The sequence below is a fragment of the Empedobacter sp. UBA5528 genome (genome assembly GCF_002426075.1).
Lineage (GTDB): Bacteria > Bacteroidota > Bacteroidia > Flavobacteriales > Weeksellaceae > Empedobacter > Empedobacter falsenii_B.
The window spans coordinates 81,900-105,586 of the sequence record NZ_DINY01000033.1 but is presented as its reverse complement, the minus strand read 5'-3'; the positions used below and the strand labels follow the sequence as shown (position 1 = coordinate 105,586).

Here is a 23,687-nt window from a genome sequence, read left to right as displayed (position 1 = left end):
AGTTTTTATTAAAAGCCTCAAGATTTATTTCTTGAGGCTTTTTTTGTGGTTATACGTCGCGCTTTAGCTGAACGCTGTAAGCTTTACGCATCTCCAGACTATGTTTTATAAAAAAAGAAGCTTGCTTTCATCCAACAAGAGGCTTCTAATTAGTCAACAAGAAGCTTCTTCTTGATAAAAAGGAAGCTTCCTTTTTACAACTAACTCAGAACTTACAACTCATAACTCGATAACACTCCTTTGTAGATTTTTATTGTCAGTCTTAAATCTTATGTCTTATAACTTATTACTCAAAACTCAGAACTTAAAACCCGCGTTAGGGATAGCAGTGGAAATCCTTTTGTAGAAATTGTATTTCCTGTAATCACTTCTAATCTTCTTTTACAAAAGATTGCAACGGATAGCCCGACCGAGCGATTTGCATTAGCTGTGTTTGTATTATTTTGCTTATTCTATGAATAATATAAATGGAAGGCAAAGAGCGAGGGAACGCCCAAATTTATTATCTTTACTCAAAACCTATATATTATGGAAGAAAATCAGTATGATAATCAATTGTTACCAAAGGAAAGTTGGTTTAAACGTAATTGGAAATGGGTTGTGCCTGTTGGCTGTTTGTCGTTTGTGATTTTATTTTTTGGATTGTTAATTGGTGGTGCTTTTTGGGGTTTTAGTAAGATAACTTCGGATAGTGATGTAACGAAACATGCAATTAATATTATTAATCAAAATGTTGAAGTTCAGCAGAAATTGGGTACGGATGTTAAAACGAACGGAGTTTTTACTGGAAATATTTCTATTACAAATGATATTGGTGAAGCTAACATTTCTGTACCTATAAAAGGAACAAAAGGTTCTGGAACTGCAATTATTGTAGGAGAGAAAGAATTTGATAAATGGAATTATGAAAAGATTGCGGTTCAGGTTGATGAAACTGGAGAAGTGATCGAAATAAATAAAGTAAAAGAATAAGCTAACGAATGAGTTAGCTTTTTTTATTTAGCTATTATTGATAAAGATTTAATTGTTTATTCAAAATAATAATTTTACTTTTGATTAACATTTGGTGCGAACTTAACCGTTCGGTAACAGGGAATCAGGTGAAAATCCTGAACAGACCCGCTGCTGTAAGCTCCATATTTTTTAGATACATTATATCCACTGTTTTTAATGGGAAGGATTTCTAAAAAAGGAGTAAGTCAGAAGACCTACCAAAATGATAAATGTTGAATGCTTTCGGGGACTAAAGCGTGAAGTTCAAATTTTGGATAGGTTCGTCCTTTCAATACTTCTTCATATACTCTCGTTAGCAACAATTGATTATTGCTAAATGAGAAATCTAAAAACTATAATTATTTGTTGCAGCTTGATTTTGCTTTCATGTCGCATAGCCTCTGCGCAAATTATTCATGATAGTATTTTAGAGCTTCAGCAAGTTAATATTTTAAAAAATAATGTAAAAGCCGTTGTTCCTGTTCAGGAATTGAAAGGAGCGGAACTAGAGGCTTTAAATAGCCATTCTGTGGCAGATGCTGTTCGTTTTTTTGCAGGAGTGCAAATTAAAGATTACGGTGGAGTTGGAGGTTTAAAAACTATTGATGTTCGTGGGATGGGATCTCAACATGTTGCAGTTTTTTATGATGGAATTCAACTTGGAAATGCGCAGAATGGAATTGTCGATTTAGGAAAATTTTCTTTAGACGATATGGAAATGATTTCTTTATATAATGGTCAAAAAAGTAATATTTTTCAATCAGCGAAAGATTATGCTTCTGCTTCTGCTATTTATCTTCAAACCAAAAAACCTGTTTTTATTGGTGATAAAAAAACGAATGCTACACTTCGTTATAAGTTAGGCTCGATTCAATTAATCAATCCTTCTATTCGTATTGAACAGAAAATTACGGATAGATTATCAGCTGTTTTGAGTGCAGAATATGTTAAAACGAATGGTATATATAAATTCCGTTATCAACGCAAAAATTTGGATGGAACTACTGCATACGATACACTTTTGAAACGTAGAGATGGACAAGTTGATGCAAAACGTTTGGAATTAGGATTGATCGGAAAAGGAAATCAATCGAATTGGAATGTAAAAGGATATTTGTATGATTCGGATCGTGGAATTCCTGCTGCAATTGTGCGTGGTCGATTTGATGGACGTGGACAAACTTTGGTTGATAGAAATTATTTTGTTCAAGGTAAATATGAGAAACGATTCAGAAATTTTCAATCGAAGATAAACGCAAAGTTTGCTTACGATTTCACCCATTATACAGATACAGTTTCGACAGTAAAAATAGAAAATAAGTACACACAACGCGAGTTTTATGTGTCTTGGGCGAATCTTTATTCGATTACAGATAATTGGGATGTGAATGTTGCAACAGATTATCAGTTTAATAATATGGGAGCAGATTTAAAGAATTTTTCTTTTCCTACTCGTCATACAAATCTTGTTGCGTTCGCGTCTACTTATCGTCTTGGACGTTTGAGTTTACAAGGAAGTTTATTTGGAACTTTTGTAAAAGAATCAGTAGAAATGAACACAAGTGCGCCTGATAAAAATATATGGACGCCAACGATTATCGCCAATTATCAACCATTCAAATCTCACGATTTTAATATCAGAGCGTTTTATAAACGTATTTTTAGAATGCCAACGTTCAACGATTTGTACTACACAGACATTGGTTATGCGAATCTTCGACCAGAATATTCTACACAATATAATGTTGGTTTTACTTATTCTAAATCATCTCAAAATTTCTTCAAAAATATTACGATTCAAGCCGATGCTTTTTACAATGAAGTAACTGATAAAATTGTGGCTGCGCCTTCTGGAAGTTTGTTTCGTTTCACTATGCTCAATTTGGATGAAGTCAGAATAAAAGGGTTGGATGTTAAAATTCGATCAACATTTCAATTAGGAGAAATAGAGGTTTCGCCAATGCTTAACTACGGTTTTTTGCAAGCGTTAGATTATTCGAATCCTAAAAAAAGTTACTACAAAAATCAAATTCCATATACACCAAAACATAGTGGCTCTTTTGTTTTAGCGGCTTCTTATAAAACATGGAATTTTAATTACAGTTTTATTTATGTGGGAGAACGTTACAATGTTCATCAAGATAATATTAAAATAAATCGTCTTAATCCTTGGTTTACAAATGATTTAGGGATACATAAAGAGTTTAGGTTGAATCAAAGTCTATTCAAAGTTTCTTTTGAATTAAATAATATTTTGAATCAACAATATGATGTGGTTTTAAATTATCCAATGCCAGGAAGACAATTCAAGCTAATATTAAGCGCAAACTTATGAGAAATTTCAAACAATTATTCGTCTGTTTTTTAACAGCAATTACTTTTTATGCTTGTCAGCAAGATACTTATTTGATCGAGAAAGAGGAAGAAGGTGTAACCGATCCCGAAAAAACAGATGTCGTTGGTTTTTATTTACTAAACGAAGGAAAAATGGGAAGTAATATGGCTACGGTAGATTATATGGATTTTACAACAGGAACCTATAATAGAAATATATATGCAACCGTAAATCCTACTATGGTAAAGGAATTGGGAGATGTTGGGAATGATATCAAAATTTATGGAAATAAGTTATATGCGGTTATCAACGTATCAAATTTTATCGAAGTAATGGATGTAAGAACAGCCAAACATCTGGGAACAATTCCTTTAGAAAATGGTCGTTACATCACGTTTGCAAATGGGAAAGCGTATGCATCTTCGTATGCTGGTCCTGTTACAATCGATCCGAAAGCGCCTTTGGGAAAAGTGGTCGAAATAGATACGATTAATTTATCGGTTACGCGACAAGTGACCGTAGGTTATCAGCCAGAAGAATTAGAAGTTGTTGGGAATAATTTGTATGTAGCAAACTCAGGAGGATATCGAGTTCCTGAATATGATAAAACGATTTCTGTGATTGATTTATCAACGTTTAAAGAAACTAAAAAAATTGATGTTGAAGTAAACCTTCATCGTTTAAAAAAAGATGCAGATGGCGATTTATATGTGACTTCTCGTGGTGATTATTACAACGTTCCATCAAATTTATATGTGTTGGATAGTAAAACGCATCAAATCAAAAAGAAATTTGATATTCCTGTTTCTAACTTTACAATTGTTGATAACAAACTCTATTATTATTCAAACGAATTTAGTTACACAACTTTCGAATACACAAAAACTTATGGTGTAATTGATACCAAAACAGAACAAGTTATCAACAAAACATTGGTCAATGATCCTGTTATTAATGAAATCGAAACGCCTTACGGAATTGCTGTAAATCCTCAAACCAAAGATCTTTTTCTAACCGATGTCGGAAATTATGTTTCGATGGGTTACATCTATTGTTTTGATAAAAATGGTGCTTTTAAATGGAAAACTGCTGCTGGAAATATTCCTGCTCACTTTGCTTTTGTCTATAAATAAAATTTACATATGAAATATTCTAAAATCTTACTAACCGCACTAAGTTTTGCTTTAATACAAAGCTGTAGTGATGATGAAAACATTATCGAAACTAATCCTGATAATGCTACTTTACAAGTATCTTATGATGCAGCACGTTTAAAAATTGTTTCAATTGAACCAACTGTTTCTGGTTTCGAAAATGCAACATATACATGGAAACTTGGCAATGAAATTATTGGTAATGAGAAAACCTTAGGTTTTGTTTCTGATAAAGTTGGTGCTTACGATTTAACATTAGAAATTACTTCAGGAGTAACTTCTAAAACGATAAAAACAAAGGTTAATGTTACACAAGAATTATCTACTTACAGTAAATATATTTCTCAAGTCTTTGATTATTTGCCAGCAGTTGGACAATTCACAAATGCTTTACCATCTTATGTAACAGGAGAAACTCAAGCTGATATGACAGCCAAAGCTGCTAAGGCTTTAGTAGGAGAAAAATCTACAATGATTACACTTGGAGGTTACGGAGGATATGTGGTATTTGGTTTTGACCATACGATTATGAACCAACCAAACAAACGCGATTTTAAAGTTTTAGGAAATGGTTTTGCTGGATCTTCTGAACCTGGAATTGTGATGGTTGCATATGATAAAAATAAAAACGGAAAACCAGATGACGACGAATGGTACGAAATTGCAGGAAGTGAGTACACGAATCCAAATACAATAAAAAATTATAGTATTTCTTATCAAAAACCAACCGAAGAAGATAAAATACCTAATCCTGAATATGTAAAATGGACAGATAATCAAGGAAATTCAGGTTATAAAACTAAAAATTCTTATCATAAACAATCATATTATCCATTGTGGTTTGGTTCGGATCAGTTAAAATTCTCAGGTACACTTTTGGCAAGCAATTATACAGAGAAAAATGGTATTTGGACTGGTAAACAATTGGCTTATGGTTATGTAGACAATGCACCAAATAACAGCGAAGATTCAAATATTGATATTGATTGGGCTGTTGATAAAAATGGAAATCCTGTTAAATTATTAGGAATCGATTTTATCAAAGTTTACACAGCAACAAATCAAGAAGCGGGTTGGTTAGGCGAAATCTCAACAGAAGTTGCAGGTGCTTATGATTTGCATTTATAATATAACANNTCTTGTAATAATGATGACGACACCTGTTAAATTATTAGGAATCGATTTTATCAAAGTTTACACAGCAACAAATCAAGAAGCAGGTTGGTTAGGTGAAATCTCAACAGAAGTTGCAGGAGCTTACGATTTGCATTTATAATATAACAAAACTAAATAAAATGAATTTTAATTTTACAAAGAAATTATTCTTTAATTTCTTATTTGCTACATCATCAATCTTTTTATTGACTTCTTGTAATAATGATGACGACAATACTGAATTAGTAGATCAACAAAAATATGAAACTTTAGATTTATCAAAGTTTGATTTAACAAAAGGAACTGCTACAGCCGGAGGAAAAATTTGGGAAGGTACTTATACAGAAGACGCTGAATTAACTTCAGGTATTTTCAAGTTTAAACATACAGCTTGGCCAGAGTATTTAACATGGATGGGATTCACGGTTTCTAATAGTAATGACAATTCTGATCAAATAGATAAAGAAGGCGGTTGGTTAGATAATCAATGGGGTACAATGGCAAAAGGTGGTGCAGATGGACAAGGAACACCATTTTTAGTCTCTTTCGCTGATCACAAACCATCTGAGAAAGTTTTGAAATATGGAGAAGAAGTTAAGATTGACAGATTTTCGAGTGTAGTAGAAATTACTGATACAGCTAATAAATACAAAGCAAAAAATGTAAAGTTAGCTATTAGTCCGTGGCCATATTATGGGATTTTGAATGGTGATGCATATGCAAGAAAGTTTGTAAAAGGAGATTATTTCGCGATTCATATTTATGGTGTTTCAGCAAATAAACAATTGACTACAGAAAAACCTGTAACTCATTATTTTGTTGATTTTAGAAATGGAATAAATAATATTTCAACAAATTGGCAAGATGTGGATCTTTCTGCTTTAGGAGAAGTTAAATATTTAATGTTCTTTTTAGAAACTACAGATGTAGGAAATTGGGGAGCAAACACAGCATTATACTTTACAATGGATAAATTAAAAGTAGAAAAAATACAATAATCTAACATTCTAAATATTTTTATCCGAGGCTGTCATTTTTGGATGATGGTTTCGGATTTCTAAAAAAACAATACATGAAGAAATTTTTACTTTCGATTTTTACAATAGCTGCAATTCAAACAAGTTTTGCACAAACAAAAGAATATACAAACGGCGTTTTTATTGTGAATGAAGACTGGTTTGGTAAAGCAAATGGGGCAATTAATTTTATCAATGCAAATGATTCGGTTGATTATAATGTTTATAAAACAGTTAATCCTGGAGAAAAATTAGGTGTAACTTCTCAATATGGAACGATATACGGTGATAATTTTTTCATTGTTTCGAAACAAGAAAATCGTTTAGTTGTAGCTGACTCGAATACATTACAGAAAAAAGCCAGCTTCGAAACAATTGGTGGTGATGGAAGAAGTTTTGTAGGGGTTGATGCTAAAACAGGATATGTAGGAACTTCAAGTGGACTTTATTTGTTTGATATCGAAAATATGAAACTTGGTTCGATAATCGATGGAACTTCTAAAGTTGGTCAAGTAGGAAATATGATTCGTACATCTAAATTTGTTTTTGCTGTTTCAAGTACTGGAGGAATTTTAGTTATCGACCCAAAAACACATCAAATAAAACAAACGATTGCTGGAAGTTTTATTTCTGTAGTTCAATCTAAAGATGGAAATGTGTGGGGGGCTTTATCTAAAAAATTAGTCAAAATAAATCCTACTACTTTAGAAACTTCAGAAATTGCTATTCCTACGAAAACAGTTCCAGCTCCTTTTGCTTGGAATGCTGGTACTTTTTGTTCTTCAACACAAGATAATACTATTTATTTTTTATCAGGAATCAATGTTGTGAAATACGATGTAACAAATAATAAATTTGAAGAAAGTTTTATATAGATTCCTGGTCAAGATACAACACCAAAGGAAACATATTATGGAGCAGGTTTAAGAATTGATCCGTTGACAAACGAACTAGTATTAACTACTATTGGTTCAGGTTGGGGAACTAATTCTCAAATTAATTTTGTGCATAGATTTTTTGATAATGGAACTCTTAAAGAGTCGGTGAAATTAAGTGAGTATTATTGGTTTCCTTCAATGCCTGTTTTTCCAGATAATGCGGCACCAATTATCAATGATTTAGAGACAACTTATCAAATTAACACAGCAACAACAATTGATTTGAAAGATAAAGTTTCGGATGTTGATAATTTATCAGCAGCGATTGTAAAAGATTTAGAAATCATTGAAAATGATGATGTAGCTGAAATTTCGATTAATGATAAGGAAGAATTAGTGATTAATCCACTAAAAAATGGAACAGCTAAAATTAAACTTTCTTTCAATTCGAATGGAAAAGTTGTTTCACAAAACATCACAATTTCATCAGCCGTTTTAGGTACAAATGATTTAGCTAAATCTGTTGTAAATGTTTATCCAAATCCTGTTAATAATGTATTGTTTATTGAAACAAATGAAGCTTCAAAAGCCGAAATTTTCGCTATTACAGGAACTAAAATGACAGAGAAAACACTTCAAAAAGGGAAAAATCAATTAGATGTTTCCTCTTTACCAAAAGGTGTTTACATCATAAAAGTTAACAATTCTACTTTCAAGGTAATCAAAAAGTAGTGTGTTATTTATTTGTGGAAAAAAGGTTGAGCATTGCTCAACCTTTTGTTTTTTTTTTTAAATATTGATTCCGTACGTATTTTTTATTTCAGCCATCACAAAAGAGCTGTGCGTACTCCCGATGCTTTCTAAAGCGCCCAATTTATTGAAAACAAAATCTTGATATTGCTTCATATCCAAAACTTGTACTTTTAAGATAAAATCATATTCGCCCGAAATATTATAACATTCCACCACTTCATCAATCAACAAAATATCTTCCACAAGTTTATTCCCAATCGTGCGATCATGTTGTTTTAGCTTAATGCTGCAAAAAACCATAAAGCCTTTGTTCAGCTTTTCTGCATCCAAAACCGCTCTATAATTTTTGATATAACCTTGTTGTTCCAACCTTTTTATACGTTCAAAAACGGGTGAAGGAGATAAATTAACTAAAGCAGCAATTGCTTTTACTGTCAATTTCGAATCTTTTTGTAGAATTCTTAATAATTCTAAATCGGTTTGATCTAATGTTTCCATCCAAATAATATTCTTTTCAACACGATATTTTATCGTTGTTTAAGTGTTTTGTTTTGTAAAAATATTAATAATAAGTTGTATAATCTTATTTTTTCAAGTTTTACAATCGTTTATTTTGTCTTGTTACATTTGTAAAGAAATAAACAACAAATTATTGGGGAATCGTGTGAGAATCACGAGCTGTCGCGCAACTGTAAGTAATGCAAATTACAAGTCAGATTACCAATAGAAACAAAAGATGATACTTTCGCGATTTGAAGTCAGTCTGTCACAATAGGTTTACTATTTATCAACTCGCGTTTGTGTTTTTGAACATTAAAAAACAATCAAAATGCAAACACAAATTTTAGGTTATCCAAGAATTGGCGCTAACCGTGAACTAAAAAAAGCCTGCGAAAACTATTGGGCAGGTAAAATTGAACTACAAGCTTTATTGCAAACAAGCCGTACAATTACCAAACAAAATTGGGCATTGCAACAAGCTGCCGGAATTGATTTAATTCCGTGTAATGACTTTTCTTTTTATGATCAAGTTTTAGATTCTACGTTATCAGTTGGTGCAATTCCAGCGCGTTTCAATACGGTTGCGTTAAATAAAAAGAACACAGAATTAGACTTGTATTTTGCGATGGCAAGAGGTTATCAAAAAGATAATTTAGATATTACAGCGATGGAAATGACAAAATGGTTTGATACCAACTATCATTATATCGTTCCGGAATTTGTAAAAAATCAAGAATTTAAATATTTCTCAAACTCAATTGTAAACGAATTTATCGCTGCAAAAAAAGAAGGTTTTAATCCAAAAACTGTTTTAATTGGACCGATTACGTATTTATTATTAGGAAAAGAAAAAGAAGAGGGATTTGATCGAATTGATTTAATTCAGAATTTATTGCCAGTTTACTTTGAAATTATTCATGATTTAATCAATCATGGAGCAAATACAATTCAGTTCGACGAACCTTTTTTAGCTTTAGATTTAGACGAAAAATCGAAAACAGCTTATCAAGAAGTTTACAAAAAAATAAGAAAAGAATTTCCTCAACTTACAATTCAGGTCGCAACTTATTTTGATGGATTGAAAGATAATACAGCTTTAGCAATCAATTTACCAATTGATATTTTGCATCTTGATTTGGTTCGTGACGAAAATCAAATCGATGAAATATTGAATCTAATTCCTTCTCAATTAAAACTTTCTTTAGGTTTAGTTGATGGTCGAAATATTTGGAAAAATGATTTTCAAAAATCGCTTTCAACCATAGAAAAAGTTGTGAACAAAATTGGAGAAAAACGTGTTATTATTTCAACATCTTGTTCATTATTACATTCGCCTTGTGATTTAGATTTAGAAACAAACGAAAAAAATCTTCCGACAACAATCAAAGATTGGTTTGCATTTGCGAAGCAAAAATTAGAAGAAGTTGCTTTCTTAAAAAATTATTTTTCAAACCCGAATGACGAAAAATTGATTCAACAATATGAAGCGAATCAATTCTCTATTAATAATAGAAAAAATTCTCAATTAATTCATCAAACTCAAGTTAAAGAACGAGTAAATGCAATAAAAGATGAAGATTATAATCGTACAAATAGTTTTGGACAACGAAAAATTGTGCAACAAAATGTATTGAATCTTCCGCCTTTCCCAACGACAACAATCGGATCTTTTCCACAAACACAAGAGGTGAGAAGTTGGCGTGCGAAGTATAAAAAAGGGGAATTATCTGCCGAAGAATATGATACTTTATTGAAACAAGAAACCAAGCGTACAATAGAATGGCAAGAAGAAATTGGCATTGATGTTTTGGTACATGGTGAATATGAGCGAAACGATATGGTGGAATATTTTGGTGAAAAATTAGCCGGATTTGTTTTCTCTAAAAATGGTTGGGTTCAGAGTTATGGAACGCGTTGTGTAAAACCGCCGATTATTTTTGGTGATGTTTATCGCCCTGTTCCAATGACGGTTTATTGGTCGAAATATGCACAATCTATCACAGAACAAAAAGTAAAAGGAATGTTGACAGGACCGGTTACGATTTTGCAATGGTCTTTTGTTCGCGATGATCAACCAAGATCTACGACGTGTAAACAAATTGCATTGGCGATTCGCGATGAAGTTTCGGATTTAGAAAAAGCTGGAATTAAAATTATTCAGATTGATGAACCTGCAATTCGAGAAGGTTTACCATTGAGAAAAGATGAATGGCAAAATTATTTGAAATGGGCGGTTGATTCGTTCAAATTAGCTTCAAGTAATGTTGATGATTCTACTCAAATTCATACGCATATGTGTTATTCAGAATTCAATGATATTATTCAAAATATTGCTGATTTAGATGCGGATGTTATTACAATTGAATGTTCACGTAGCCAAATGGAATTATTAAATGCTTTTTCAGATTTTAATTATCCAAATGATATCGGCCCTGGAGTTTATGATATTCACTCGCCTCGCGTTCCGTCGAAAGAGGAAATGGTTGATTTGATAGAGAAAGCGACAAAAGTTATTTCGGCAGATCAATTATGGGTGAATCCTGATTGTGGACTAAAAACGCGTCATTGGGAAGAAACCGAAAAAGCTTTGATTGAAATGGTTGCGGCGACAAAAGAATTAAGAAAAATATATACGCCAAAAGCGATTTAAGCTTAACATCCTACTTTTATGACTTAAGTAGTGTACTGTTATTTATTTGTGAAGAAAGGTTGAGTAACGCTCAACCTTTTGTGTTTTAATAATAATTTATCGTTCGTTTTACAACATATTTCAATTCTCCATTAGTTGAAATAGAAGCTTTTATCCAATTATTTTTCGAATCATATTCATACGAAACTTGATAAGAAGTTAAAACTATTTGTCCATTTCGGAAGGATTGTTTTTTAAAGTTGACAATTTCATTTTTCGAATCGAAATCAGCTTGATAGGCTAACGTTTTATTGGCATCAAATGATTGTAATTTAGAAATATTTCCATTCTCAAAAAACATTATTTTGCTCGAATTTCCAGCAATTTCTTCCTGAAAAATAGGCGTTTCTTTATCATAAATATAATACGATTTTCGTCCTTTTTTTCCATCAAAAGAAGTCATTTCATCCAAAACCAATAAACCATTTTTGTTATACGTCAAATTATTTTCACTAATTGTAGAACCTTCCACTTTTGTCGTGATTTTATTTAATTTATTCGAATAATTAAAAATCGTTTCATAATTAGATTTTGACGATTTCCCTTCGATTTTTTCTGTCAAGTTTATCAACTGATTTTTATTGTCATAAACGAAGTTTTTGTCCGAAGCAACTCGTTTTGGATCTTCACCATTGTTAATAACTGTATTCGTTTGTTTATCAATTAAATTTGAGTTATTGTAGTCGTAATTAACATAGTTATAAACAGCTAATTTTCCTTGATAATCCAAATAATTTGTTCGTTTTGTTAACAAACCTTTTGAATTAAATTCTAACGAAATTTGATTGTAAAATTCATTTTCTAAAAAAGGTAAAGTTGTGGTGTTTCCTTTTGCATTTGTTGCGTTTGAAGTCACTTTTTCAACCTTTCCTTTTAGATTAAAGTCAGCTAAAGTTGTTTTAACTTCATAATCATTCGTTGAAATTTTTTGTGCAAAATTAACTTGTGAGACAGCCAAACAAATTGTCGTTAAAATTATTTTTTTCATGTTTTGTTTAAAATTGATAACCGATTTTAAAGTTAAGATTTAAATTGAAATCTGTAGAAGAACCTTCTTTTTTATAATGATTTTCTAAACCGCTCATAAAATAATCAAAAATTCGAGTATCAACACTTTCTAAATTTGTAATATTCGAATATTTTACATTTCTATTTTTTACACCTAAACCAACTTTTGGCATTAGTATAAGACCTTTGTGCAACTGTATAAAAACATTATAATTAAGATTTATTCCATATTTTTCTCGCTTGTAATCGGCAGTATCATAAGAATATAAATAAGAAAAATTTTGATCATCTTTTCGATAAAATTCTCCATTTTCAAGATGATCAGTGTGATGAATATAGAAAAATTCAGAAGAAATAAGATGTTTTACTCGTTTGTTTTCGCTTAGATTGATAAAAAATTCTGGTCGAATCTCAAAAAGTTGATAATCTTCGTTGATTTTATATTTTGGTTTGTGACTAAGAGGAATGCTATGATAACTTCCGTAGCCGATTTCAGAGCCAATCCAATAACGTTCGTTGAGTTTATAAATGTATCCAAACGTCCATCTTGGAGGTGATAATGCTGCTGAAAGAACGCTAAAAGTGATGACATTTTTGCGCTCATCGCTTGATTTTTCTTGTGCTGAAATGAATTGTCCAAAACCAATAACGAACAAAAAAAGTAAAAAATTCTTTTTCATATAAATAGTATTTAAAAGAAAGAGAATCAATTGCTTAAAAGGTTGCGTGAACCAAGATTATTTTGAAGTTAATTATTTCTTCAATTCATACCAAAAGCAATCCAAATCCCACATGTCAAGATGAAAAGTTTCAGTGACTTCAAATCCCATTTTTTCTAACACATTTCGAGAAGCTTTATTATCAACATGCGTTATTGCGTTTAGTTTAATATGTGACATATTTTTTCTGTAAAAGTCCATGCAAGCTTCGGCAGCTTCAGTTGCATAACCTTTTCCCCAAGTTTCTTTTCTGTAACGATATCCGATATCAATAAAATCGAATTTATTATTCATCGATTCGCTTTCTATAATATATTTAAAACCAGTCCAACCAATCATTTTACCTGTTTCTTTTTCAACAACAGCAAGACGACCATGTCCAAGTTCTTCATATTGTTTTTGGATATCTTCAATAATTTCTTTTGTTTCTTCAATGGTTTGAATAGGTTCTGCTTTTAGAAATTCATGAACTTCTGGTTGTGAATCCATTTCAAAAAAATCTTGTAAATCATCAATCGTAATAGGTCTGATGATTAACCGTTCTGTTTCGAGTTTGGTAAATATTTCATTGAGTTATAGTTTTGATTAAAGATAGTATAAAATATAAAATCCTCGCAATTGCGAGGATTTTATCTATATTCTCAATACTAAAATCTAGTATCTAAAATCTTTTTTTATCCAACGATATTAATGATTTTTCCAGGAACAATAATAATGTTTTTCGGAGTACGATCACCCAATTGTTTGATTGTACGTTCGTCGTTCATTACAATTTCTTGAATTTCTTCTTTCGATAACGACAAAGGTAATTCTAACAAAAATTTCATTTTACCATTGAATGAAACTGGATATTCTTTAGCATCTGCAATCAACCATTTTTCTTCGAAAACAGGGAAATCTGCATGTGCAATTGACGTTTCATGTCCTAATTTTGACCACAATTCTTCTGCAATATGCGGTGCATAAGGAGAAATAATAATAGCCAAAGGCTCTAAAATTGCACGTTTAGTTGTTTTTAATTTTCCTAATTCGTTTGCAGCAATCATAAAAGTAGAAACCGATGTATTAAAAGAGAAATTGTTTACATCTTCGTCCACTTTTTTGATGGTTTGATGCAACACTTTCATTTCTTCTTTTGTTGGTTCATCTTCCGAAACAAAAAATGTTTCTTCTGTTCCTGAATGATATAATCTCCAGAATTTTTTCAAGAATGAATAAACTCCAGATAAACCTTGTGTATTCCATGGTTTAGACTGTTCAACAGGACCTAAAAACATTTCGTATAAACGTAAAGAATCTGCTCCATATTGATTACAAATATCATCAGGATTTAAGACATTGTAGTAAGATTTTGACATCTTTTCAACCTCACGTCCTGTGATGTATTTCCCATCTTCTAAGATAAATTCTGCATTAGCAAAATCTTCTCTCCAAGTTTTGAATTTTTCTGTATCTAATTCGTCGCCTCCATCTTTTAACAACTTAACATCAATACGGATTGGTGTTGTTTCATGTTGATCTTTCAAAGATTTAGAAACAAAAGTATTTGTTCCATTAATTCTATATGCATAAGCGGTCATTCCCAAAATCATTCCTTGGTTGATAAGTTTTTTTGCATACTCATCCGTTGGAACTAAACCTTTATCGAATAAGAATTTTTGCCAAAAACGAGAATATAATAAGTGACCAGTAGCATGCTCAGATCCACCCATGTATAAATCTACATTTTGCCAATAATCAACAGCCTCTTTAGATACAAAATCGTTGTCGTTTTTTGCATCCATATAACGTAACCAATACCAAGAAGAACCTGCCCAACCTGGCATTGTATTTAGTTCTATTGGGAAAATAGTTTCGTTATTGATTAAAGTATTATCTACAACTTGATTAGTTGTTGTATCAAAAGCCCATTTTGTTGCACGCCCTAATGGTGGCTCACCTTCAGATGTTGGTAAATATTCGTCCACTTCAGGTAAAATAATTGGTAAAGCTTCTGTAGGAATTGTGTAAGGCATCCCGTCCTTGAAGTAAACAGGAACCGGTTCTCCCCAATATCTTTGACGAGAGAAAACAGCTTCGCGTAAACGGAAGTTTGTTTTTCCTTGTCCAAAACTTTTTTCTTCTAAAGCTTCAATCGCTTTTGCAACCGCTTGTTTATAATCTAATCCGTTTAAGAAATCAGAATCTTGTAATTCGAATCCACCTTTTTCTGTAAAAGCAGCTTCAGAAATATCTTGATTTTTGAAAATATTAATAATTGGTAAATTGAAATGATTTGCAAAAGCAAAATCACGTTCATCACCAGCAGGAACAGCCATTACAGCTCCAGTTCCATAAGAAGCCAATACGTAATCACCAATCCAAATCGGAATTTGTTTTCCTGTAAATGGATGAATGGCGTAAGCCCCGGTAAATTCTCCTGTAATATTTTTAGCATCCGCTAAACGATCACGTTCAGAACGTTTTGAAGTATAATCGACATAAGCATCAACTTTTGCTTTGTTTTCTGCTGTTGTAATTTGAGAAACTAAAGGATGCTCTGGCGCTAATGTTACATAAGAAACACCAAAAACAGTATCAGGACGAGTAGTGAAAACTTCAATTTTTTCATCGTTTCCTACAACATCAAAAAAGATTGATGCACCTTGAGATTTACCAATCCAATTTTTTTGAGATTCTTTGATCGGATCTGGCCAATCTAATTTATCTAAACCAGTTAACAAACGATCAGCGTAAGCCGTGATACGCATCATCCATTGTGTCATTTTTTTGCGCACAACAGGGAATCCTCCACGTTCAGATAATCCGTTAATTACTTCGTCATTCGCTAAAACAGTTCCTAAATCTGGACACCAGTTTACTTCTGCTTCTGCTAAGAAAGTTAAACGATATTTTAATAAAATTGTTTGTTGTTCTTTTTCAGAATAGGCATTCCATTGATCTGCGGTAAAGATTTCGATATCATCATCTGCCACAGCATTTACACTTGCATTACCCTCAGTTTTGAATGTTTCAACTAATTTTGAAATGGATTCAGCTTTATCGGTTGAATTATCATAATATGAATCAAATAATTGATTGAAAATCCATTGTGTCCATTTATAATATTCAGGTTCTGAAGTTCTGATTTCACGATCCCAATCGTATCCCAAACCAATTTTTTTCATTTGGTTCTCGTAACCAGCAATCACATTTCCTTGTTTATCAACACCACCTTCGATATTCGTTGTTGTTGTAATCGCAGGATGTTGACCAGTTTGAATCGCATATTGTTCCGCAGGCAAACCAAAAGAATCGTAACCCATTGGGTGTAAAACGTTGAAACCCTTTAATTTTTTGTATCGAGAATAAATATCAGACGCAATGTATCCAAGTGGATGACCTACGTGTAATCCTGCTCCAGAAGGGTAAGGAAACATGTCTAATACGTAAAATTTAGGTTTTTCTGATTGATTTTCAGCTTTGAACGTCTTGTCTTCAATCCAAAATTTTTGCCATTTTGGTTCGATTTCATTCGGATTATATTGCATTATTGGAAGTTATATTAAAATTAAATTTATGCAAATTTACATTTTTTATGTATCTTTTAGAATAGAATGGCGATATTTGTACATTAACAATCAACAACTAAACCTAATCCATGAAAAAAGAATTGATATTATATTGGTATCCTTATTTTTTTTTACTGTCCTTATTTTTTCTGTTCGTCATATTGTAAATACGACACGTATTTTTGTGGGGTACGAAGATGGTTTTAATCCTATTAATATCAAATGGAATTTTGATAAAAAGGATTCAACACTTCGTGTCAAAGATCCTATTTATGTCAGAAGTGATTATTATTTGATTGATTATAAAGACAAAGCATTCTTAAAAAAAGATACAGTTCTTTATGCTGAACTTTTTGAGGATTCATTGGCTGTAAAAGGAAATGTATTGAATTTGAAACCTCCTTATTTTTTGTGGAAAGAGGCAAAAAACGACACGTTGAAAGTTTTTAAACACAACATTACCTTGAAGTTTACGAAGCGAGAATAGTATTAAGCTTTCTGTAAATAGAACGAAAAAGTAGAGCCTTTTCCTATTTTACTTGTCACATAAATTTTCTGTTTATGAGCTTCTAAAATATGTTTTACAATTGCCAAACCTAATCCAGATCCACCATTGTTACGATTTCGAGATTTATCAATTCGATAAAAACGTTCGAAAATTCGGTCAATGTCTTCTTGTTTTATCCCAACGCCTTGATCTTTTATTGAGATTTGAATTTTATCATCATATTCTTCAAAATCGATGTCAATTTCTGTATTTGGATTAGAATAATTGATGGCGTTTACGATCAAATTGATTAAAACCTGTTGAATTTTCTGAATATCACCTACAACTTTTATTGGTTGATGAATAGGATAATTTAGAGAAATTTTGATGTTATTTTTTTCAGCTTTAATTTCTAATAAATCAATAACGTCTTGTACAAGCGCCGTCAAGTTGAAAACTGAAAATTCGATATTGATTCGTCCACGTTCAAGCTCTGCAATCATGTCCAAATCTTTGACCAAATAAATCAATCGATCAACCGATTTATTGATTCGGTTTAAGTATTTATCGCGAATAGATTCATCTTCAACTCCGCCTTCTATGAGCGTTAACAAATAACCTTGAACCGAAAAAAGAGGCGTTTTTAATTCATGTGAAATATTTCCAAGAAAATCTCTTCTGTAATTTTCTCTCTCATTCAAAACATCAATTTCTTTGGATTGATCTTCTGTAATTGTAGAAATTTTTTGAGAAAGTTCTTCAAAATCCATTGTGCTGGATTGAAATTGTGGAATATTTTTCGAGATTTCAGTAAAATCTTTTCTTCGTTGATTTTTTAAAGAAAACCAATAAAATATTGATAATCCAATCAATAAAAGAAGCATTAAACTAATGAAAAATAGTTTTTCTTGGAGAATAAAATCAATATTTCCAAACCATAAAAAAGAGAACAAAACAAATCCTAAAGCCAAGAATAATGTACTGAGAAAGGCAAATAGAAAGATGTTTTGAACTTTGAAAGTTGAAGCCATTACGAGCTTTTAGTCATTTATTTTGTATCCAATTCCTTTGATTGTAGAGAAACGATCGTTCCCAAATTTTTCGCGTAATTTGCGCATATGTACGTCAATTGTACGTCCGCCAACTACAACTTCATTTCCCCAAACTTTCTCCAAAATTTCTTCACGTTTGAAAACACGTTCTGGATTTGAAGCTAATAAAGCAATCAATTCAAATTCTTTTCGAGGTAACAAAAAGTCTTGTCCTTGGTAATTTACTTTATAGGTTTCGCGGTTAATCTCGAAATTATTCAATTTGATGAATTCGTCTTTTGCCGCTTCGTTAGGTTGTTTTAATTTCAATAAAGCATTTAGTTTACTAATTAAAACTTTTGGTTTGATAGGCTTTAAAATATAATCATTTGCACCAGCATCATAGCCAGCTAATTGAGAAAAATCTTCGGCACGAGCAGAAAGAAAAACGACCAAAGTATCTTGAAAAGAATCTAATTTTCTCAACTCTGCACACATTTCCATTCCGTCCATTTGTGGCATCATTACATCTAATAGAATCAAATCTGGGCGAAAAATTTTGGCGTGTTTCAAACCTTCTAATCCGTTTTGAGCTGTTTCTACTTCAAAACCTTCTTTTTTTAAGTTGTAACCAATGAATTCTAAGATATCTGGTTCGTCGTCAACTAATAAAATTTTAATGTTCTTCATAATTGTTTGTAATAACTAAATAAAATTAGTCGATGTAAAATTAAGCTTAAATTTTAGGAGAAATTAGGTAAAAACATTTCTTAACATTCATTTAAAGTTACGATAATTTCATAACAATTACCTAACAAAACCTTTACAATTTCTAAAAATGTTTTTCATTGGATTGCAGCAACTTTGCCATCAAACAAACACGAATTATACAATCGCAATGAAACGCAATTTAACTTTACTTTTATTATTAGGTTCGGCAGCACTTTTTGCACAGACTAATATTAAATTAGAAGGAACTTTATTTGATCAAAAAACAAACCAACCACTTTCTGAAAAAACTTTTGTGGTTGAAGGATTAAATATTCAAGCAAAAACAGACGATAAAGGTCACTACGAAATTTCTGTTCCAGATGATACGTATCAACTGGATATTAAAGTAGACGGTTATCAATCTGTTTCTCAAAATTTATCAGATTCGAATACATTAAATATGTATTTGAAACCAGAAGATTTAAAAGATACAAAGATTGATTTATCTACAGCTGTTGTAACAGGTAGAAAAGATAAATCTGGAGAAGCTTCTTTACTTAATATTCAGAAAAAATCTGTAAAAATGGTAGAGAATATTGGTGCAGCAGAATTGGATCGTAAAGGTGTAAGTGATGCGGCTTCGGCAGTTGCGAAAATGGCTGGTGTTACAAAACAAGAAGGTACAGGAGATGTTTTTGTACGTGGATTAGGAGACCGTTATAATTATACTTCATTGAATGGTTTACCAGTTCCGTCAGAAAATCCTAGTAACAAGAATATTAAATTGGATTTATTTCCAACAGACGTTATTGATTATATTTCGTTGAGCAAAACATTCAATGTAAGAATGATGGCTGATTTTGGTGGAGCAAATATTGATATTTCATCAAAATTATATGAAGGAAATGGTTTATTAGAAATCGGAACAGGATTAAATTTGAATTCTAACGCGATTACCAATAAAAACTTCAATTTGCAAGATGGACCAAATTGGTTTGGTTTTCAAAAAACGAAAATTCCAGCAAATGCAACAACAGGATATCATTTTACAAATAGTTTCAATCCGCAATCTAAATCTGCTGTAGCGGGAGGTTTCAATATAAAAGGAGGAAAAAGTTACAAGTTTGAAAACGGAGCAAAATTCGGATTCTTTGCAACAGCTGCTTTTGATAACTCAGCTCAAAGTATCGAGAAAGGTTTAGCGGCCTCTGTAAATGCAGAAGGAGCATATTTTAATAACTTTAAAAACTATACTAAAGATAGCTATAATACGAATACTACAGGAATGGTGAATTTGTATTATGATTTTAATCCAAATAATCGATTAAGAGCAAATAGTATTTTTATTAACAATACTTCTCAAAGTTTACAAGAGTATAGAGGTTTTGTTATTGATTTAGTAAATGATGATAATCATGAAGGATTTATACGTAGAGGAACTTACGAAAAAAATCAAGTTTTTGTGAATCAATTATTAGGAGATCATAGATTGGATGATAAATCTGAGTTTCATTGGGGGATTTCTTACAATACTGTGAAACAAGATATGCCAGATCGTTTGCAAAATACGATGCGTTTGGATAAACAAACAGGTCAATATTTTTTAGCAACTCAAGATGCTTCGTTAAGTAACCGTTATTACCAAAATCTTAATGAGAACGAAATTTCGGCAAATTTAGAATATAACCGTGTTTTTGGAGGAGATTTGAAAGATTATAAAGCTAAAGTCTCTGTTGGTTACCAAGGTAGACATAAAGAAAGAGATTTTGAAGCAAATCAATTTAATATGAAGTTTACAAGAAGTGGTATTCAAGCTGATCCAAATAATTTAGACGCAGTATTTAATCAATCAAATTTTGGAGAAGATAAATTGTTTACCATTACTACATTTGATATGGATGGAAATGGAAACTATCGTGCTCAAACTTATAATGGACAAAAAGATATTCAAGTTGGTTTTGTTGAAGTAGAATACAATTTTACAGATCGATTAACAGCTGTTTTAGGGGTTCGTGCAGAATATCTTAAACAAAGTATTGATTGGTACACAGCTTTATCTAAAGGAGAACGCTCATTTGATCAATTCGAATTATTACCAAGTTTGATGTTACGTTATAAATTAACAGATAATCAAAACTTACGCTTCGCTACATCTAAAACATATACACTTCCTCAATTCAAAGAAACTGCTATGTTTGTTTATGAAGATGTAACAGAAACTTTCCGTGGAAATCCAATGTTGTACCCTTCGACAAATTATAATGCAGACATTAAATGGGAATGGTTCCCGAAAAGTGGAGAAGTAATCTCTTTTGGTGGTTTCGGAAAATATATTCAAGATCCAATCAATACAACAACAATTGCTTCATCATCTAATGATATTTCTTATGCAAATACAGGTGATTGGGGATATGCAATTGGTGCAGAACTAGAGGTTAGAAAAGCAATCTTGGATAACAAAACATCGAATCCAGAGCAGTTAACAATTGGTTTTAACGGAGCTTACATGTATTCTAATCAAGAGTTAGATAATGAGAAAGTGTATAACGAAACTTTGTTCAATGGACAACGAATCAATACCAACTTTACGAATAAAGAAGATGCATTTACAGGAGCTTCTAAATTTATTACGAATGCAGATTTATCTTATTCTAAGAAATGGACAAGTGGAGGAAGTGTAATGGCAACTGTGGCTTACAACTATTTCTCTGATCGTATTTATGCGCTTGGAACTGAAACAAGAGGAAATCAAGTAGATAAAGGATTTGGCACATTAGATTTCATTTTACGTTCAAAATTGAATAAAAATATTGGAATCAATTTCTCTGCTAAAAACTTATTAAACCCTACAATAGACCGTGTACAAGAGAATTTGAATGGAGATGTAAAAACATTAAGTTATAAAAAAGGAATGAACTTCGGTTTATCTGTTAACTATCAATTTTAAAAACAAAATAAAACAAACAAAATAAAACATTTAATTATGAAAAAATCAATTTTAAAACTATTTTTAGTAGGTGCATTTTCTACATTAGCATTAACAAGCTGTAGTAATAACGACGATAATGGAGTAGAAGAAACAAATCCTTCTGGCTTTGTTGCGAATCCTGCTGATTTTAAAGGTCAGTTGAAAAGTGGAGATAAAATTACATTAGATGCATCTAAAACATATTATCTAACAGGAGCTTTACAAGTAAATGAAGGAGCAACACTTACAATTCCTGCTGGAACTAAAATTATTGCCAATGGAGGTACTTCATCATACATAGCTGTAGCACAAGGAGGACAAATATTCTCTAACGGAACTTCCTCTAAACCTGTTGTATTTACATCAGAAAAAGGAACTCCAGGATCTTGGGGAGGGATTGTTTTATGTGGTAAAGCACCAATCAACAAAGCAAAATCAGCAACAGCAGAAGTTTCTGAGTTAACATATGGTGGTGATGTAGCAACAGATAATTCTGGTACAATCACATATACTCGTATCGAGTATGCAGGTGCAATTTTTAATAACAAAAAAGAATTTAATGGACTTTCTTTATTTGGTGTTGGTAACGGAACTAAAATAGAATATGTTCAATTATATGCTGGTTCTGATGACGGAATTGAGTTCTTTGGAGGAACTGTTAATACAAAATATATCGTATCAAATGAAAACGAAGATGATCAATTTGACTGGACAGAAGGTTGGGTTGGTACAAACGAATATTGGTACGGAAAAGAAGGTCGTAACAAAGGAAATAGAGGTATAGAGGCTGATAATAATGATAGTAACAATAATTTAACACCATTCTCAAATCCAATTATTAAGAATGTAACTTTAATTGGTTTAGGTAAAGATTATGTAGGAGAAGGTGAAAATCAAGCGATTAAATTACGTCAAGGAACAAAAGGACAATTAGAAAATTTTGTTTTAGCAAACTGGGCAAAAGGTATCGATATTGAGCATGATGTTACTTTAGGTTGGACTTCAAAAGATTTATTAGTTAAAAATGTTCAATTTATTAATGTTAATACAGAATCAAGTGGAAAAACTTCTGCAGGTGCTGCTGTGGATGTAACCAAATTCTATTCAAAAGCTAACAATACTGGAGCTGGAAATGGTGTAGACACACCAACTTGGGCAAAAGGATGGACAGTAGGTCTATAATTAAATCCATATAAAGAAAAAACTTTTCTTATAAAAAAGTTCTTCGTGTTTGTAAATCGCTTTTTTGGGCTCTCCAAAGAAGCGATTTTCTTCTATTATAACTATTTTATTTTAAGTCATTAAAAATAGTTATTTAGAAAAATTCCACGTAAGATAAAGTATTTGTACATTTGTACCATTAAGAATTGAAACAATGGCATTAACAGAAGAACAATTAGATTCGATTGGAGAAAAATTGGTTGAAAAATTCAAGACCGTTTTTGATCCAGAGATTCCAGTAGATATATACGAGTTAGGATTAGTTTATGATGCGCAAGTAAATGCAGATGGTGAAGTAAAAGTTACCATGACTCTTACATCTCCAAACTGTCCAGTTGCAGAAAGTTTACCATTAGAGGTAGAACAACGCGTAGAAGAGATAGAATATGTAACGAAATGTTACGTAGAGATTACGTTCGATCCACCTTGGGATAGAGATATGATGAGCGAAGAAGCAAAATTCGAATTAGGAATGTTATAACTTAACATTCCTAATTTTTTTTGTATCTTAATCCAA

The 23,687-nt window shown here is 31.7% G+C and carries 19 protein-coding genes, 1 pseudogene and 2 riboswitches; of the genes and pseudogenes, 13 read left to right on the top strand and 7 right to left on the bottom strand.

Annotation, left to right across the window (positions count from 1 at the left end; translation table 11 throughout):
* The first annotated feature begins 528 nt into the window (after window positions 1-528).
* From B4L98_RS07940 to B4L98_RS07905, 8 genes and pseudogenes are all read left to right on the top strand, one after another.
* Window positions 529-972, top strand: coding sequence for a cytochrome c oxidase assembly factor Coa1 family protein (locus B4L98_RS07940; protein WP_291046770.1), 444 nt, complete (start codon window positions 529-531; stop codon window positions 970-972).
* A gap of 75 nt (window positions 973-1,047) precedes the next feature.
* A riboswitch (cobalamin riboswitch) is annotated at window positions 1,048-1,231 on the top strand.
* 99 nt (window positions 1,232-1,330) lie between these two features.
* Window positions 1,331-3,328, top strand: a complete 1,998-nt coding sequence (locus tag B4L98_RS07935) for a TonB-dependent receptor (protein ID WP_291046769.1) — start codon at window positions 1,331-1,333, stop codon at window positions 3,326-3,328.
* Window positions 3,325-4,461, top strand: a complete 1,137-nt coding sequence (locus B4L98_RS07930; protein ID WP_221856352.1) for a YncE family protein — start codon at window positions 3,325-3,327, stop codon at window positions 4,459-4,461. The genes B4L98_RS07935 and B4L98_RS07930 overlap by 4 nt, the downstream gene beginning before the upstream one ends.
* 9 nt (window positions 4,462-4,470) lie before the next feature.
* Entirely contained in the window at window positions 4,471-5,610 is a 1,140-nt protein-coding gene (locus B4L98_RS07925; protein WP_219035417.1) for a PKD-like domain-containing protein, read from the top strand.
* A 19-nt stretch (window positions 5,611-5,629) separates the two neighbouring features.
* Window positions 5,630-5,758 (top strand): hypothetical protein, encoded by a 129-nt coding sequence (locus B4L98_RS07920; protein ID WP_291077943.1) that lies wholly within the window; start codon window positions 5,630-5,632, stop codon window positions 5,756-5,758.
* A gap of 19 nt (window positions 5,759-5,777) precedes the next feature.
* Window positions 5,778-6,635, top strand: a complete 858-nt coding sequence (locus B4L98_RS07915) for a DUF4465 domain-containing protein (protein WP_219034856.1) — start codon at window positions 5,778-5,780, stop codon at window positions 6,633-6,635.
* Window positions 6,636-6,709: 74 nt separating this feature from the next.
* Window positions 6,710-7,732: pseudogene (locus B4L98_RS07910) on the top strand (DUF5074 domain-containing protein); the annotation flags it as partial.
* Window positions 7,730-8,263, top strand: coding sequence for a T9SS type A sorting domain-containing protein (locus B4L98_RS07905; RefSeq protein ID WP_349676193.1), 534 nt, complete (start codon window positions 7,730-7,732; stop codon window positions 8,261-8,263). The pseudogene B4L98_RS07910 and the gene B4L98_RS07905, both read left to right, overlap by 3 nt.
* A gap of 57 nt (window positions 8,264-8,320) precedes the next feature.
* Here B4L98_RS07905 and B4L98_RS07900 read toward each other — a convergent pair whose 3' ends face one another.
* A complete protein-coding gene (locus B4L98_RS07900; RefSeq protein WP_038336827.1) occupies window positions 8,321-8,782 on the bottom strand; it encodes an Lrp/AsnC family transcriptional regulator in 462 nt (153 codons plus the stop codon).
* Window positions 8,783-8,891: 109 nt separating this feature from the next.
* Window positions 8,892-9,027, top strand: a riboswitch (cobalamin riboswitch).
* 86 nt (window positions 9,028-9,113) lie between these two features.
* Between B4L98_RS07900 and metE the strand changes: the two genes are divergently transcribed.
* The gene (metE, locus tag B4L98_RS07895) at window positions 9,114-11,435 is read left to right on the top strand and encodes a 5-methyltetrahydropteroyltriglutamate--homocysteine S-methyltransferase (protein ID WP_125348863.1); all 2,322 of its coding nucleotides are present in this window, start codon (window positions 9,114-9,116) and stop codon (window positions 11,433-11,435) included.
* A gap of 85 nt (window positions 11,436-11,520) precedes the next feature.
* Here the strand turns inward: metE and B4L98_RS07890 are convergent, their stop codons facing one another.
* From B4L98_RS07890 to leuS, 4 genes are all read right to left on the bottom strand, one after another.
* A complete protein-coding gene (locus B4L98_RS07890) occupies window positions 11,521-12,462 on the bottom strand; it encodes a hypothetical protein (protein WP_291059178.1) in 942 nt (313 codons plus the stop codon).
* A gap of 7 nt (window positions 12,463-12,469) precedes the next feature.
* On the bottom strand, window positions 12,470-13,162 hold the full coding sequence (locus B4L98_RS07885; RefSeq protein ID WP_286495041.1) for a hypothetical protein: 693 nt from the start codon (window positions 13,160-13,162) through the stop codon (window positions 12,470-12,472).
* A gap of 72 nt (window positions 13,163-13,234) precedes the next feature.
* Entirely contained in the window at window positions 13,235-13,732 is a 498-nt protein-coding gene (locus B4L98_RS07880; protein ID WP_291059194.1) for a GNAT family N-acetyltransferase, read from the bottom strand.
* A gap of 143 nt (window positions 13,733-13,875) precedes the next feature.
* Entirely contained in the window at window positions 13,876-16,731 is a 2,856-nt protein-coding gene (gene leuS / locus B4L98_RS07875) for a leucine--tRNA ligase (protein WP_291046754.1), read from the bottom strand.
* A gap of 28 nt (window positions 16,732-16,759) precedes the next feature.
* On the opposite strand from leuS, the gene B4L98_RS07870 reads away from it, so the two are divergent.
* On the top strand, window positions 16,760-17,239 hold the full coding sequence (locus B4L98_RS07870) for a hypothetical protein (RefSeq protein WP_291072369.1): 480 nt from the start codon (window positions 16,760-16,762) through the stop codon (window positions 17,237-17,239).
* 2 nt (window positions 17,240-17,241) lie between these two features.
* On the opposite strand, the gene B4L98_RS07865 is transcribed toward B4L98_RS07870, so the two are convergent.
* Together B4L98_RS07865 and B4L98_RS07860 are read right to left on the bottom strand one after the other, a co-directional pair.
* Window positions 17,242-18,270 carry a sensor histidine kinase gene (locus B4L98_RS07865; RefSeq protein WP_038336818.1) on the bottom strand — a complete coding sequence of 343 codons (1,029 nt, stop codon included), beginning with the start codon at window positions 18,268-18,270 and terminating at the stop codon, window positions 17,242-17,244.
* A gap of 9 nt (window positions 18,271-18,279) precedes the next feature.
* Window positions 18,280-18,960 (bottom strand): response regulator transcription factor, encoded by a 681-nt coding sequence (locus B4L98_RS07860; RefSeq protein WP_125348867.1) that lies wholly within the window; start codon window positions 18,958-18,960, stop codon window positions 18,280-18,282.
* A gap of 148 nt (window positions 18,961-19,108) precedes the next feature.
* Between B4L98_RS07860 and B4L98_RS07855 the strand changes: the two genes are divergently transcribed.
* The 3 genes from B4L98_RS07855 to B4L98_RS07845 all read left to right on the top strand — a co-directional run bounded on the left by B4L98_RS07855 (window position 19,109) and on the right by B4L98_RS07845 (window position 23,651).
* Window positions 19,109-21,928 (top strand): TonB-dependent receptor domain-containing protein, encoded by a 2,820-nt coding sequence (locus B4L98_RS07855; protein ID WP_291067853.1) that lies wholly within the window; start codon window positions 19,109-19,111, stop codon window positions 21,926-21,928.
* A gap of 36 nt (window positions 21,929-21,964) precedes the next feature.
* Window positions 21,965-23,131 (top strand): hypothetical protein, encoded by a 1,167-nt coding sequence (locus B4L98_RS07850; RefSeq protein WP_180905500.1) that lies wholly within the window; start codon window positions 21,965-21,967, stop codon window positions 23,129-23,131.
* Between the two features lie 193 nt (window positions 23,132-23,324).
* Window positions 23,325-23,651, top strand: a complete 327-nt coding sequence (locus tag B4L98_RS07845; RefSeq protein WP_291046743.1) for an iron-sulfur cluster assembly protein — start codon at window positions 23,325-23,327, stop codon at window positions 23,649-23,651.
* Window positions 23,652-23,687 lie beyond the last annotated feature (36 nt).